General features: G+C 71.5%; 14 protein-coding genes. 6 read left to right on the forward strand and 8 right to left on the reverse strand.

The genetic code is table 11. From position 1 onward, the window contains the following. Positions 1-39: 39 nt before the first annotated feature. The gene (locus ACFV8T_RS03255; RefSeq protein ID WP_385324741.1) at positions 40-756 is read left to right on the forward strand and encodes a DUF1707 domain-containing protein; all 717 of its coding nucleotides are present in this window, start codon (positions 40-42) and stop codon (positions 754-756) included. A 15-nt stretch (positions 757-771) separates the two neighbouring features. Here the strand turns inward: ACFV8T_RS03255 and ACFV8T_RS03260 are convergent, their stop codons facing one another. Next, a complete protein-coding gene (locus tag ACFV8T_RS03260) occupies positions 772-2,022 on the reverse strand; it encodes an SGNH/GDSL hydrolase family protein (protein WP_385323938.1) in 1,251 nt (416 codons plus the stop codon). A gap of 145 nt (positions 2,023-2,167) precedes the next feature. Between ACFV8T_RS03260 and ACFV8T_RS03265 the strand changes: the two genes are divergently transcribed. After that, on the forward strand, positions 2,168-3,550 hold the full coding sequence (locus tag ACFV8T_RS03265) for a DUF445 domain-containing protein (RefSeq protein WP_385323941.1): 1,383 nt from the start codon (positions 2,168-2,170) through the stop codon (positions 3,548-3,550). A 135-nt stretch (positions 3,551-3,685) separates the two neighbouring features. Here the strand turns inward: ACFV8T_RS03265 and ACFV8T_RS03270 are convergent, their stop codons facing one another. Next, the gene (locus ACFV8T_RS03270) at positions 3,686-3,988 is read right to left on the reverse strand and encodes a hypothetical protein (RefSeq protein ID WP_259935065.1); all 303 of its coding nucleotides are present in this window, start codon (positions 3,986-3,988) and stop codon (positions 3,686-3,688) included. A gap of 195 nt (positions 3,989-4,183) precedes the next feature. Between ACFV8T_RS03270 and ACFV8T_RS03275 the strand changes: the two genes are divergently transcribed. The 3 genes from ACFV8T_RS03275 (at position 4,184) to ACFV8T_RS03285 (ending at position 6,973) form a co-directional block, all read left to right on the forward strand. Then, the gene (locus tag ACFV8T_RS03275; RefSeq protein ID WP_385324744.1) at positions 4,184-5,698 is read left to right on the forward strand and encodes an MFS transporter; all 1,515 of its coding nucleotides are present in this window, start codon (positions 4,184-4,186) and stop codon (positions 5,696-5,698) included. Further along, the gene (locus ACFV8T_RS03280; RefSeq protein WP_385323943.1) at positions 5,695-6,282 is read left to right on the forward strand and encodes a TetR family transcriptional regulator; all 588 of its coding nucleotides are present in this window, start codon (positions 5,695-5,697) and stop codon (positions 6,280-6,282) included. Before ACFV8T_RS03275 ends, ACFV8T_RS03280 begins: the two co-directional genes overlap by 4 nt. A gap of 121 nt (positions 6,283-6,403) precedes the next feature. Beyond that, positions 6,404-6,973 carry a hypothetical protein gene (locus ACFV8T_RS03285; RefSeq protein ID WP_385323946.1) on the forward strand — a complete coding sequence of 190 codons (570 nt, stop codon included), beginning with the start codon at positions 6,404-6,406 and terminating at the stop codon, positions 6,971-6,973. A gap of 13 nt (positions 6,974-6,986) precedes the next feature. On the opposite strand, the gene ACFV8T_RS03290 is transcribed toward ACFV8T_RS03285, so the two are convergent. Both ACFV8T_RS03290 and ACFV8T_RS03295 read right to left on the reverse strand, forming a co-directional pair. Continuing rightward, complete coding sequence (locus ACFV8T_RS03290) at positions 6,987-7,559, reverse strand: MepB family protein (protein ID WP_385323948.1); 573 nt, start codon at positions 7,557-7,559, stop codon at positions 6,987-6,989. 188 nt (positions 7,560-7,747) lie between these two features. After that, entirely contained in the window at positions 7,748-8,095 is a 348-nt protein-coding gene (locus ACFV8T_RS03295; protein ID WP_385323951.1) for a hypothetical protein, read from the reverse strand. Between the two features lie 258 nt (positions 8,096-8,353). On the opposite strand from ACFV8T_RS03295, the gene cpt reads away from it, so the two are divergent. Next, a complete protein-coding gene (gene cpt / locus ACFV8T_RS03300) occupies positions 8,354-8,875 on the forward strand; it encodes a chloramphenicol phosphotransferase CPT (RefSeq protein WP_385324747.1) in 522 nt (173 codons plus the stop codon). A gap of 75 nt (positions 8,876-8,950) precedes the next feature. Here cpt and ACFV8T_RS03305 read toward each other — a convergent pair whose 3' ends face one another. From ACFV8T_RS03305 to ACFV8T_RS03320, 4 genes are all read right to left on the reverse strand, one after another. Next, positions 8,951-9,430, reverse strand: a complete 480-nt coding sequence (locus ACFV8T_RS03305) for a GNAT family N-acetyltransferase (RefSeq protein WP_385323954.1) — start codon at positions 9,428-9,430, stop codon at positions 8,951-8,953. A 100-nt stretch (positions 9,431-9,530) separates the two neighbouring features. Further along, positions 9,531-10,430 carry a hypothetical protein gene (locus tag ACFV8T_RS03310; protein ID WP_385323957.1) on the reverse strand — a complete coding sequence of 300 codons (900 nt, stop codon included), beginning with the start codon at positions 10,428-10,430 and terminating at the stop codon, positions 9,531-9,533. A 333-nt stretch (positions 10,431-10,763) separates the two neighbouring features. Continuing rightward, complete coding sequence (locus ACFV8T_RS03315) at positions 10,764-11,036, reverse strand: M23 family metallopeptidase (protein ID WP_385323959.1); 273 nt, start codon at positions 11,034-11,036, stop codon at positions 10,764-10,766. Positions 11,037-11,075: 39 nt separating this feature from the next. Continuing rightward, a complete protein-coding gene (locus ACFV8T_RS03320; protein ID WP_385323962.1) occupies positions 11,076-12,284 on the reverse strand; it encodes an MFS transporter in 1,209 nt (402 codons plus the stop codon). Positions 12,285-12,324 lie beyond the last annotated feature (40 nt).

Below are 12,324 nucleotides of genomic sequence, written 5' to 3' on the forward strand. Positions count from 1 at the left end.
TTCAATAGGCTGCGCGGTATGACAAGTGACCTTCCGGAAATGCGTGCCTCCGATGCCGAGCGCGAGCGTGTCGCCGAGATCCTGCGCGAGGCGGTCGCCGAGGGTCGGCTGGAGATGGAGGAGTTCGAGCAGCGGCTCGACGCGACGTACAAGGCGCGTACGCACGGGGAGTTGGAGCCGCTGGTGCGGGATCTTCCGGCGCCGGGCGCGGCGGTGGCCCCGGTGGGGGCGGCTCCGGCGCTGACCGGATCGCAGAGGCGGTGGGCGGACCGGATCGGCAAGCCCGCCACGTCGGGCGGCGCGTTCGCGATCTGGGGCGGCTTCGGCCGCCGGGGGAACTGGACGGTGGCCCGGAAGTTCACCGCGTTCGCGATGTGGGGCGGCGGTGAGATCGATCTGCGCGAGGCGAACTTCGAGGACCGCGAGGTGGTCATCCGCTGTTTCACGATCATGGGCGGTATGCAGGTGACGGTTCCGCCGGAGCTGGATGTCCAGGTCAAGGGCATCGGCATCCTGGGCGGCTTCGGGGAGCGGACGAAGGACGACGGGGTGCCGTCGCCGGACTCCCCGCGGGTGCGGATCACCGGGCTCGCGCTGCTGGGCGGCGTCGGCGTGGAGCGCAAGCGGAGCAAGGCGGAGAAGCAGCGGCTGCGGGATGCGGAGCTGGCGCGGCTGCGGGAGCTGGACCAGGAGCGCGGGCGCGGGCGGGGCCGGCTGGAGAAGGGCCGGGGTCCGTCGGACCGGTCCGACGGCTGACCGGCGCCCCGGCGGTCAGAGCTGGTCGGACCCGGGCCGGTCGGGCACCAGTGCCGTCAGGTCCACCAGCGAGCCCAGCAGCCGGTAGCCGGCGTCGTTCAGATGGAGATGGTCGCCGCTGTCGTAGGCCGTCCGGAGCCTTGTCGGGCGGTGGGGGTCACGGGCCGCCGCGTCGAAGTCGATGACGTGGTCGAAGATCCCGCCCGCCCGGATCAGCCCGTTGACCCGTTCCCGTACGTCGTCGCGCGCGGGTGTCCAGGTGCGGAATCCCTCGTACGGCATCAGTGTCGCCCCGACGACCCGCAGTCCGCGCGCGTGGGCGCGCTGCGTCATGGAGCGCAGGCCGTCCGCGATGCGCCGCGGGTCGGTCTCCTGCGGGGACTGCTGCACGTCGTTGATGCCGAGCGCGATGACGACGGTCTTCACTCCGGCGACGTCCAGTACGTCGCGGCCGAAGCGGGCGCTCGCCCGTACGCCGCTCCCGTCGCGCAGGATTCGGTTGCCCGCGATGCCCGCGTTGGCCACCCCGTACCGGCCGCGCAGCCGGTCGGCGAGCACATCGGGCCAGCGGCTGTTCGTGTCGAGGGTGGAGCCGGTGCCCGCGGTGAGCGAGTCGCCGATCACGGCGATCGTTCCGGCGGCGGTCGTGGTGTGCACGTCGACGGCGGTGAGGTAGCGCCAGCCGTCGGTCCGCCGGGTGCCCCACGCGGTGTCCACGTACGAGGTCTGGTGGCTGCGCCGGTGGATGGTGTCGGGCCCCTCGGCGGTGGGGGTGCGCAGGGTGACCACGAGGTCGGAGTCGGCGGCGACCGGGACGGCGACGGGGTCGCTGACGATCTGCCCGCCGGCCGCGACGGTCACGGTGCCGGTGCCCCGGAAGGTCACGGGGCGGCCGGCCACGGTGGCGTGGTCCACGACCAGCGGACGGGTGCCGAAGACATTGGAGAGGGTGATGCGGGCCGCGTCGCCGCCGATGCTGGTGTGTACGACGTTACGGATGGTGCGTCGGTTCAGGGCGCTGCCGTCGTAGGCGTCGACCACCCCGGCGACGGGTGCCGCCGCCCAGGTGGCGGCCCAGAGGCCGGTGGAGTGGGCGGGGGCGGCGGGCGTACGGGCCACGGACCGCGGGTCGGGTGCGGTGATCTGCTTCGGCCGGGTGCCGGAGCCGGAGAACAGCAGGGAGCCGGCGAACGCCACGGCTGCGGCGAGCGCGGCGGTGCCCGTCACGAGGGCGATGAGCAGGGCGTACCCCTGGCGCCTGGGCATGGGCGGTGTTTCTCCTCGTGATCAATCGGACTGTCCCATGATGGGGCAGGGCATCGGGAACTCGACGTGCGGCCCGGGAGTAGGTCAGGTAAGGACAATGCGTACGGGACACCGGGGGCGAGGCGTACGCGGACGGGTGGAGCGGATGGAACGGATCGATCGGACCGGCCCCGGGGAACCGGGTGCGCGGCAGCAGGAGCGTGCCGGGGAGCAGGCGGCGGGTGCGTCCCGTCCCGTACCCGGTGGCCGCCCCGCCCCGCTCGCCTCGTTCGCGTACACCGCGGCCGACGAGGAGAAGCGGCGCGGTGTGCGCCGGATGAAGACCACGGCCACGGGCCTCCTTCTGCTGGTCGCGCTCGTGTACGTACTCGCCACCTGGGCGAAGAACGCGGGTGTGGGCGGCTGGCCGGGCTTCGTCGCCGCGGCCGCCGAGGCGGGGATGGTGGGTGCGCTGGCCGACTGGTTCGCCGTCACGGCGCTGTTCAAGCGTCCGCTCGGCCTGCCGATCCCGCACACCGCCATTATCCCCACCAAGAAGGACCAGCTCGGAGCCTCTCTGGGTTCCTTCGTCGGCGAGAATTTTCTCTCCGGCGATGTCGTACGGGGCCGGATCCACGCGCTCGGTGTCGGCCGCCGTCTCGGTGCCTGGCTGGCCGAGCCGGAGCACGCGGACCGGGTCACCGCCGAGCTGTCGACCGCGTTGCGCGGTGCGCTGAGGGTGCTGCGGGATTCCGATGTGCAGGCCGTGGTGGGTGAGGCGATCACCCGGCGGGCCAACGCGGCGGAGATCGGGCCGGGCCTCGGCAAGATGCTGGAGAAGATCGTCGCCGACGGGGGCCATCGCAAGGTGGTGGATCTGATCTGTGTACGCGCCCACGACTGGCTGGTGCTGCACGGCGATTCGGTGATGGACGCGGTGCAGGGCGGGGCCCCCGGCTGGACGCCGCGGTTCGTCGACAAGCGGGTGGGCGAGCGGGTCTACAAGGAGCTGCTGCGGTTCGTCACGGAGATGCGGGACATGCCGGGGCACCCGGCGCGCGCTTCGATCGACACGTTCCTGACGGACTTCGCGGCCGACCTCCAGACGGACTCGGACACCCGGGCCCGGGTCGAGCGGCTGAAGTCGGAGATCCTGGGGCGCGGCGAGGTCCAGGACGTCATCGCCTCGGCCTGGTCGTCCGTACGCACGATGATCATCGCGGCGGCGGAGGACGAGCAGAGCGAGCTGCGGCTGCGGGCGCGGGCCTCACTGATGGCGCTGGGGGCGCGGCTGGCGTCGGACGACCGGCTCCAGGCGAAGCTGGACGGCTGGCTGGAGGACGCGGCGGTCTACGTCGTCACGACCTACCGCGCGGAGATCACCTCGCTGATCAGTGACACGGTCGCGAGCTGGGACGCGGATCAGACGTCGAAGAAGATCGAGGCGCACATCGGCCGCGACCTGCAGTTCATCCGGATCAACGGCACGGTGGTGGGCGCCCTGGCGGGGCTGCTGATCTACACGGTGTCGTGGGCGCTGGGGGCGTAGCGCGGCCAGGACCGGCGGGACGGACAGAAGCGGACGGAAGTGGGCAGAGGGGGGCGGGGGCTTTCGGAGCCCCCGCCCCCTCTGTCCGTACTTCCGTACGTCCGTATGTGTTGCGCGTACTCCCGTACGCGCGACTCAGGCGGCCCGGCGGGTGACCGCCCACGACGCGGCGGCCATGCTGCCCGCCACGGCGAAGACGGCGGGCCAGGCGCCGACCTTCTTGGCCAGCGGGTGCGAACCGGCGAACGCGGCGACGTACGCCGTGGTCAGCCCGACGGCCGCGCGCGGCCCGGCCTGCCGGTTCCACTCGTACGCGGCGACGGTGCCCGCGGCGGCGAGGGCGACCCCGCCCAGCGGCCGCTTCCTGGTCCACCGCGCCACGGCGTACCCGCCGACCAGCCCGCTCGCTGCCACCGCCGCTGCCGGAACCTTCGCCATCGCAGCCACCTTCGCCTTCTCGTCCGTGTTGTCCGGGCCCGGAGCCCGGGTCTTCGAGGCTAACGCGACGCCGGGGATTCCGGTCGCCGAGGGGGTGCACAAGCGTTTACCCTGGGGGTGAACATGCGTGCACCCCCGCGCCGCACCCTCGCGCCCCGCACGACGCCCTTGCCGCCGAGCACCGTACGGAGAGCCATGCCCGCGGACATACCTGCCCCGACGCCCGCCCCGACCACCGACTCCGAAGAGGCCCCGCACCCCCGCTTCGCCGTCGGTGTACTGGCGTTCTGCGGTGTCGTGGTCGCGGTGATGCAGACGATCGTCGTCCCGCTGCTCCCGCACATCCCGGCCCTCACCGGCGCGAGCCCGGCCGCCGCGAGCTGGCTGGTCACCGTCACCCTGCTCACCGGCGCCGTCTTCACGCCCGTCCTGGGCCGGGTCGGTGACATGTACGGCAAACGGCGGGTGCTCGTCGCCTCGCTCATGGTGCTGGTGGTGGGTTCGGTCCTGTGCGCGGTCAGCTCCCACATCGGGGTGCTGATCACCGGCCGCGCCCTGCAGGGTGCGGCGCTCGCCGTCCTGCCGCTGGGCATCAGCATCCTGCGCGACGAACTCCCGCCCGAGCGGGTGCTGTCCGCCGTGGCGCTGATGAGTTCGACGCTCGGCATCGGCGCGGCGGTCGGGCTGCCGGTCGCGGCCCTCGTCGTCGAGAACTTCGACTGGCACACGATGTTCTGGGTCTCGGGTGCGATCGGCGTCATCGACATCGTGCTGGTGCTGTGGTGCGTACCGGAATCGCCGCTGCGCAGCCGTGGCCGCTTCGACGCCCTCGGCGCGCTGGGACTGTCCGGGGCCCTGGTCTGTCTGCTGCTCGCGGTCACCCAGGGCGCCGACTGGGGCTGGACCTCGGCCCGGACGGTCGGTCTGCTGGTGGCGGCCGTCGTTGTGGCGCTCTTCTGGGGCGCGTACGAGCTCCGGGTGGGATCGCCCATGGTCGACCTGCGGGTCTCGGCCCGCCCGGCGGTGCTGTTCACCAATATCGCCGCCCTGCTGATCGGTTTCGCCTTCTACGCGAACTCCCTGGTCACCGCGCAGATGGTGCAGGAACCGAAGGAGACGGGCTACGGGCTGGGCGCCTCGCTCGTCGTCAGCGGCCTCTGCCTGCTGCCGGGCGGCGTGATGATGGTGGCGCTCTCACCGGTCTCGGCGCGGATCTCCGCGAAATACGGCCCGAAGGTCAGCCTGGCGCTGGCGGCCGGGGTGATCGCCACCGGCTACGTGGTGCGCTACTTCACCAGCCACGACCTCTGGCTGATCATCGCCGGCGCGACGGTCGTCGCCTCGGGCACGGCCATCGCGTACTCGGCACTGCCCGCGCTGGTCATGCGCGGCGTCCCGGTGAGCGAGACGGGCGCGGCCAACGGCCTCAACACACTGATGCGGTCGATCGGACAGGCCTTCTGCAGCGCGACGGTGGCCGCGGTCCTCGCCAACATCACCTTCCGGGTGGGCGGCAGAACGGCCCCGACGCTCCACGCGTACCGGCTGGTCTTCCTGATCGCGGCGGGCGCGGCCCTCGCGGCACTGCTGGTCACCCTGTTCCTGCCGGGCAGCCGTACACCCGCGACGGGTACGGTCGAAGGGAACCGCGACGTCCCGGGCGACCGCAAGGACGGTGCGCGGACGATGCCGATCCAGGAGGGCGCATGACCAGCGGCCAGGCCACCGCACCGGCTCCGGCCGGGCCCGGTGCCGATCCGGGCACCGGCCGGGACGCGATCCTGCGCGCGGCCCGCCGGGCGTTCACCCAGCGCCCGTACGCCGAGGTCACCATCAGGGGGATCGCGGCCGACGCCGGAGTGAGCCCGTCCCTGGTGGTCAAGCACTTCGGCCGCAAGGACGAACTCTTCAACACCGTCGCCGACTTCGGCCCCGCCGCCGCGGAACTCTTCGACGCGCCGCTCGGTGTCCTGGGCCGCCACATGGTGGTGACGCTGGTGAGCCGCCGCCGCGAACTGCAGTCCGACCCACTGCTGCGCGTCGTCTTCTCGCTCGGCAACCGTGACGAACGCTCCCTGCTGCGCGACCGCTTCCAGGAACAGGTCACCGACGCCCTCACCGCCCGCCTCCCCGGCCGCGAACGCGCCCTGCGCGCCGAGCTGATCGCCGGCCACCTCCTCGGCCTCGGCGCCACCCTCAGCCTCCACCGCGAGGGCGCGGGCGCGGACGCCACCCCCGAACACCTCGCGGACCTGTACGCGCCCGCGCTGCAGTCCTTGATCGACAGTCCTTGATCGACAGTCCTTGAACGACATCCCTTGATCGACGGGTGACGCGGGGCCGGACCAAGCCGGCCCGGACCGGACCGCCGGGCGGAGAGGTAAGGTCTGGGGCCATCCGGACGAGGGGGGCCTCATGTCTATCCGTACCGATGCGCGCGGCGCAGCAACGGCCGTGGTTGCGGCGGTGGTTCTCGGGGCGTTCCTGGTGGGCTGCTCTGCCGCCGAGACCTCGCGGGGGCCGGGTGGCGACGTCCCCCGTGTGGCGCCGTCCGTGAACGCCGCAGCCGCCGCCAAGGCCGCCGACGAAGCCGATGCGGCCCGGACCGCCGAGGACGAGGCCGGTGCGGAGGCGGAGGCGTCCGAGGCGGCCGAGGAGACCGCCCGCAACCGGCCGGAGGCCGTACGTGACGCCTTCGCGGGCCTCCAGGCCACGCTGAACGAAGACTGCGCCCCCGGATCGTCGAACTGCGCCTACTTCCTGGGCCGGGTCCACGACGAACTGGGCCGCCTGGACAAGGCCATGAAGGCGGACGCCCAGGGCCCCGGCCACTTCAAGGAGCCGATCGCCTGGATCGCCGCCCTGCGCGGGACGCTGAAGGGCGACACCTCCACGGACAACCTGGAGAAGCACCGCTCCGAACTGATCGGCACCCGCGACCGCATCAACACCTGGATGCAGGGCCACCCGGAGGACTACCGCTGACCGGCGGGCGTCGTCACGGGCGGTAGAGCGCCCGGCACCGGACCGGGTCGGCCGCCTCGCCCTCGCGGACCGGCAGGAAGTACTCCACCTGCCACTCCTGCGTACGGCCGGCCTGGCGATTGGGCGTCGTCACCCACGGCGGATAGACGCGGAACGCGCGCTTCCCGCCAAAACCGTTCCTCGACACGATGTCCCGCTCGCAGAGCACGTCACGGGGGAACACGAACTGCCCGAAGCCGTCGGCGTCGCGGGTGCTGATGACGAAGAGGTCGACCGGGTCCCCGGAGTCGTAGGGCCGGATCGGGCCCTTTGCGGACCGCTTCCACACCGTCACGAACTGGCCGGCCTTCGTCGGGGTGGTCCGGGCCACCCGGAACCTGACGGCGGAGCCGTCCACGGTGAAGGAATGTGCCCCGTACTCGGCGCTCTCCGCTTCGGGCACCGGTCGCGTGCACACGAATCCGCTCGGGTCGTAGACCAGCGCCTTCGCCGCGAGGAGTTCGGGGTGAAGGGGCTCGCCGTACGGCCAGGGGTCGGGCCAGGGCTCGGTTCGGGCATCGGGCGAGGGTTCAGGAGGTGTTGCCATTTCGCCCATTCTGTCAGTGGCTGTCCCGTCGTCGAGCCGTGGAGGCCCGAGAAGTTCGCCGAGGCACTGCGGCGGACGCCGACGGTGTGACGTCCAGGCGTGACCTCTGCCCGTCCCGCATACGGGACCACCCCGGTACGAGCGCGGGGCGGCTCGTACCGGGGTGGTGGTCGCGTGGTGCGGCGGGATCAGCTGAAGACGACCGAGCGGAGCTTCAGCCGGTCGGAGGCGTGGCCGCCATGGGGCCGGAGAGTGAAGTAGGGGCCTTCGCAGTCGGGGCCGGCGAAGACCGTCGCGCTGGAGTCGGTGAAGTTCCACGGAGTGTGGGCGGGATTCGTCGAGGAAGGGTCGGCCACCTCGGGCAGGGTGATGCACACCCGGCTCGGCGGGTCGACGAGGAAGCCGACCTGCGGCGAGCCGTCGAGGCCGGAGTAGGTGTACGTGAAGTCTCCGGTGGCCGCGCCGGCCGAGGTCGGCACGGCGACAATGAGCGCGAGCGCGCCGAGGGCGGCAGCAACGGTGGAACGAAGACGCATGAAGGGAACTCCTTGTACGGGGGATCGGAAACGGCCCAAGTCTGTGCTGTTGACCTGCGGCCACTGTCGAATGTGGGGTTCCGTCACCCGGACGGGAGCTGCTGAATCGGTTCTGCCGACGGCCAAGTGGGTCATGGGCCGGTCCCACCGCGTTGACCGCCGAGGGGCGGGCGGGCCGGCGAGTTCGCGTCGGCCCCGGCTGCCGCACTGCTGCACCGGCTCGCTGCCAGGTCCTAGTGTGGCCCGGTGAAGACGCGAATGATCGTGCTCAACGGTGGCTCCAGCTCAGGGAAGTCCGGGATCGCCCGGTGTCTTCAGGCGGTGTTGCCGGAACCGTGGCTGACCTTCGGGGTGGACACACTGGTCGAGGCGATGCCCGCGTCCATGCGTGCGTCGGACGCGGGCATCGAGTTCGCTCCGGACGGCGAGGTGATCGTCGGCCCCGAGTTCCGTACGTTGGAGACGGCTTGGATCGAGGGGGTCGTCACGATGGCCCGTGCGGGAGCCGGGGTCATCGTCGACGAGGTCTTCCTCGGCGGCGCGGCCTCCCAGCAGCGGTGGCAGAAGGCGCTCGGCGGGCTCCCGGTGCTGTGGGTGGGCGTCCGGTGCGAGAGCGCCGTCGCCGCGGCCCGTGAGATCGCGCGGGGTGACCGCGTCGCCGGCATGGCGGCCTCACAGGCGGACGTGGTCCACGAGGGCGTGACGTACGACGTCGAGGTGGACACGACGCGGAGCGAGTCCATGGAGTGCGCGCGGATCATCGCAGCCCATATCGGGTGACCGGGCGCGGTCCCACCGCCGTACCATCCGCCGCCCCACTGATCGTTTCCGGCCACAGCACTGCACGTCACGCCCTTACGCGTCGCCGAGCTCCAGCTCACCGACGACCTGATCCCCGCTCATCTCCCCGGTCAGCCGGAACCCGAGCCTGAAGTAGAACTGCTCGGGCCCGTGCTCACCGGGGACCCAGCTCACGGTCGCACGCGTCTGCCCCCGCCGCCGGATCTCCTCGCACACCGCCTCCACGGCGAAGCGGCCGTATCCCTGCCCCTGCTCGTCGGCGGCGATGTTCAGCCGCCAGAGGCCGGAGCGCAGCCTGTTGTCGTTCGGGTCGTCCGGGTAGAACCGGACATCGAAGAAGGCCATGACGAAGCCGACGAGTTGCTCGCCGTCGAAGATCAGTCGGGGCCAGGCGATGTCGGGGGTCGCGTAGGCCTGAGCCAGCGACCAGGCGACCGGCTTCACGAGTCCGTTCTGGTCGGGGCGTACGTTCAGCTGGCAGGCGGCCTCGACGTTGTCCGACGTGACCTTTTCCAGGCGCAGTGATGAAGGCATGCGGGCAACCTACAGACCGACGCCCGGCCGCATCGAACGGATGCCCGGTGCCGCCTAGGTGGCGAAACCGGGCATCCAGTGAACTCCCGTGTAGCAGAGGTCAGTTCGCGGGAGCCTGGTAGAGGCCCCGGCCGGCGCGGTGGGCCCGGGAGGTGGCGACGAGTCGGTCGAGGGTGCTGCGAACGGTGTTGATGCCGTTGGGGGTGAGCTCGCGACCCAGGGCCTTCGTCACGTCACGGGCCCGGACGGGGGTGTCGCCGGATGCCGCGAGCACCTTCATGGCCAGCTCGGTGAGGCTGCCGCTGTCGTCGACGGCCGGTGCGGCGGTCGCGGAGGCCGCGGCCTTCTTCGGCGCCCTGGCCTTCGCGGGCTTGGCGGCCTTGGTCGCCCTGGTTGCCTTCGCCGGTGCGGCGGGCTTGCTGTCCTTGACCGTCTTGGTCGCCTTGGTCGCCTTGGCGGGCGCGGCGGACTCCGCGTCCTTGGCGTCCTTGCTGTCCTTGACCTCCTCGGCGGGCTTGGCGGCGACGGCCTTCTTGGCCTGGCCGCGCTGGGCCCGCGGCTTGGCGGCGGCCTGCTTGCGGCCCTTGGGTGCGGCGGGTGCCTTGCGGGCGGACCGGCGCGCGGGGGCCGCCGCCTGCTCCTGCGGGGCCTCCGCCTGGTCGGCGGAGTCGATGGAGTCGATGGAGTCCTGCGCCTGCTGCGGGATCTTGGGAGTGGGAACGCTCGCCGCCCCGGCCTTGGCGTCGCCGGCCTCACCCGACTCCGCCACGTCTGCCGCCGTCTCCGCCACCGCGCTCGCGGAGGGGGCCGGGGCGGAAGCGGGGGCGGCCGACAGCGCACGCAGTGCCGTCAGCGCGGTCCGCACCGACTCCAGGCGTTCGGTGACGGTCGCGAGTTCCTTCCCCAGGGTCTGCTGGTGCTGCTCCAGGCGAGGAAGTTCCGCCTCCAGCAAGGCAGTTGTGGCATCGATGGTGACCAGTGTGTTGGTCTCGGAGGTCATGTTGTCGCCCTTCTGTTCCGGCCGACCGTTGGTGACCGATGTATCGCAGGGTAAGGGGTGTTGTGTTGTGGCCGGAAATCGCCTCTCGCTGCGAACCGTTCAAGGGACACCGCCAGCACTGACCGTCAGTCTTCCGAAAGTCCTGGCATCGCGCCCAGGAGATGGCGCGGGAGGCACTCTTTTGGCGGCATCCCACGCGGCCTGAACGACGCGGCCCGGCCCATGAGGAACGAACGCGTCCCTCGTCCCCCGGCAGGAGCGGGGGACGAGGGACGCAGAAAGCGGAGAGCGTGGGTGGGGCCGGGACCGGGGCCAGGGCCGGGACCGGGGCCGTCAGTCGTTCCGGCTCACCGGCGCGGAGCCGGTGGGGTAACTGGCACCGGTCTCCGGGGTGTTGGGGATCTCGTGGCTGAGCCGGCTGTCGCAGTCCACGACGTTCCGGTGCGGGTGCGCACCGGTCGCGTTGCCGGTGGCGCCCGAGGCGCCGATCTGCTGGCCCCGGGCCACCGTGTCGCCGGTGTCGATGACCGTCGAACTCGGGTGGGCGTCCCGGGCGTCCCGGGCGTCCCGGGTGCACCGGTTGTTGCCGTGGCCGACCAGCGCCATGATGCCGCCCTGCTGCCCCCGCCCCCGTCGCCCCGCCTCTCAGACCCGGACCTCCCCGGCCGCGACCGAGCCCCGGCCGTCCGGCGCCACCCGCCGCTCCCCGACGCGTTCCCACCGCAGCCGCAAGCCCATCACGATCAGCGCGGCGACCGCGAACCCCGCCCCGGCCCAGGCCAGTTGACGAGCTCCGTACTCGGCCAGGACCCAGCCGCCGACCGCCGTGCCGACGGTGATGCCGAGGTTGGAGAACGAGATGAAGAGGCTGTTGCCGAACTCGGGCGCGTCACTCGCGTCCCGCCCCAGCCAGCTCTGGCTCACGATGAGCCCGCCCGAATGCACGGCACCCCAGACCAGGACCGTCAGGACCATCGGCGCGAGCATCGGCCCGACGGCGTACAGAAGGACGTAGACCAGCAGGCACAGCGCCGGGTAGGCGACGACGGTGCGGACGAGGTTGCGTCGCAACAGGCTGCCGAAGGCGAAGTTCCCGAGGATCATCACGATGCCGAACGCCATCAGCATGGCGCTGACCCACGTACCGTCCATGTGCGTGACCTGCCCCAGGTACTCGGCGAAGTAGCCGTAGACCGAGAACATCGCCGCGAAGACCAGAACGATGGAGGCAATGGTCAGCCACATCTGCGGCCGCTTGAGGACCTTCAGCTGAGCGCCGTACGAGACGCGTTGGCCGACCGGCATCGACGGTACGAACCGCAGGATGCCCAGAAAGGCGATCAGGTTGACGAGCGCGCCGAACCAGAAGGCCGAAGCGAGCGACAGATGCTCGGCGAGGTACGAGGTCAACGGCACACCGAACGCGAAGCCGACGGTGACTCCGGCGAACACGGTCGTCGTGGCCCGGGTCGCGTCCTTCGCGGGTACCAGCCGTGCGGCGGTGGCGAGCGCGACCGCGAAGAACACGGGATGGAAGAGGGCGGGAACGACGCGGAACGCGAGCATCACCTCGTACTGCGTGGTGAGCGCGTAGACGGCGTTGGAGACGGCGAACACCGCGATTGCGGCGGCGAGCACCTTCTTGCGGTCGACACCGGAGGCGAGCAGCGTGGTGAACGGCCCGGACACCGCGATGACCAGGGCGAACACCCCGACGAGCCAGCCGGCGGCGGACGGTGTGACACCGAGTTCGGCCGAGACCTGGGGCAGCACACCGACCATGCCCATCTCGGTGGTGATGATCCCGAACACGCCCAGGGCGAGCACCAGGACGGTGAGGGAGGTCTTTCTCATCGGAGCGATCAGCACCTTTCATCAAATCTAGAAAAGTAGA

Source organism: Streptomyces sp. NPDC059832 (genome assembly GCF_042731715.1).
GTDB lineage: Bacteria > Actinomycetota > Actinomycetes > Streptomycetales > Streptomycetaceae > Streptomyces.

Coding starts and splice junctions, on each gene's coding strand:
- ACFV8T_RS03275 (WP_385324744.1), top strand. CDS start 4,184: ATGCCCGCGGACATACCTGCCCCGACGCCCGCCCCGACCACCGACTCC.
- ACFV8T_RS03265 (WP_385323941.1), top strand. CDS start 2,168: ATGGAACGGATCGATCGGACCGGCCCCGGGGAACCGGGTGCGCGGCAG.
- ACFV8T_RS03320 (WP_385323962.1), bottom strand. CDS start 12,284: ATGAGAAAGACCTCCCTCACCGTCCTGGTGCTCGCCCTGGGCGTGTTC.
- cpt (WP_385324747.1), top strand. CDS start 8,354: ATGATCGTGCTCAACGGTGGCTCCAGCTCAGGGAAGTCCGGGATCGCC.
- ACFV8T_RS03280 (WP_385323943.1), top strand. CDS start 5,695: ATGACCAGCGGCCAGGCCACCGCACCGGCTCCGGCCGGGCCCGGTGCC.
- ACFV8T_RS03285 (WP_385323946.1), top strand. CDS start 6,404: ATGTCTATCCGTACCGATGCGCGCGGCGCAGCAACGGCCGTGGTTGCG.
- ACFV8T_RS03255 (WP_385324741.1), top strand. CDS start 40: ATGCGTGCCTCCGATGCCGAGCGCGAGCGTGTCGCCGAGATCCTGCGC.
- ACFV8T_RS03270 (WP_259935065.1), bottom strand. CDS start 3,988: ATGGCGAAGGTTCCGGCAGCGGCGGTGGCAGCGAGCGGGCTGGTCGGC.
- ACFV8T_RS03305 (WP_385323954.1), bottom strand. CDS start 9,430: ATGCCTTCATCACTGCGCCTGGAAAAGGTCACGTCGGACAACGTCGAG.
- ACFV8T_RS03295 (WP_385323951.1), bottom strand. CDS start 8,095: ATGCGTCTTCGTTCCACCGTTGCTGCCGCCCTCGGCGCGCTCGCGCTC.
- ACFV8T_RS03290 (WP_385323948.1), bottom strand. CDS start 7,559: ATGGCAACACCTCCTGAACCCTCGCCCGATGCCCGAACCGAGCCCTGG.
- ACFV8T_RS03310 (WP_385323957.1), bottom strand. CDS start 10,430: ATGACCTCCGAGACCAACACACTGGTCACCATCGATGCCACAACTGCC.
- ACFV8T_RS03315 (WP_385323959.1), bottom strand. CDS start 11,036: ATGGCGCTGGTCGGCCACGGCAACAACCGGTGCACCCGGGACGCCCGG.
- ACFV8T_RS03260 (WP_385323938.1), bottom strand. CDS start 2,022: ATGCCCAGGCGCCAGGGGTACGCCCTGCTCATCGCCCTCGTGACGGGC.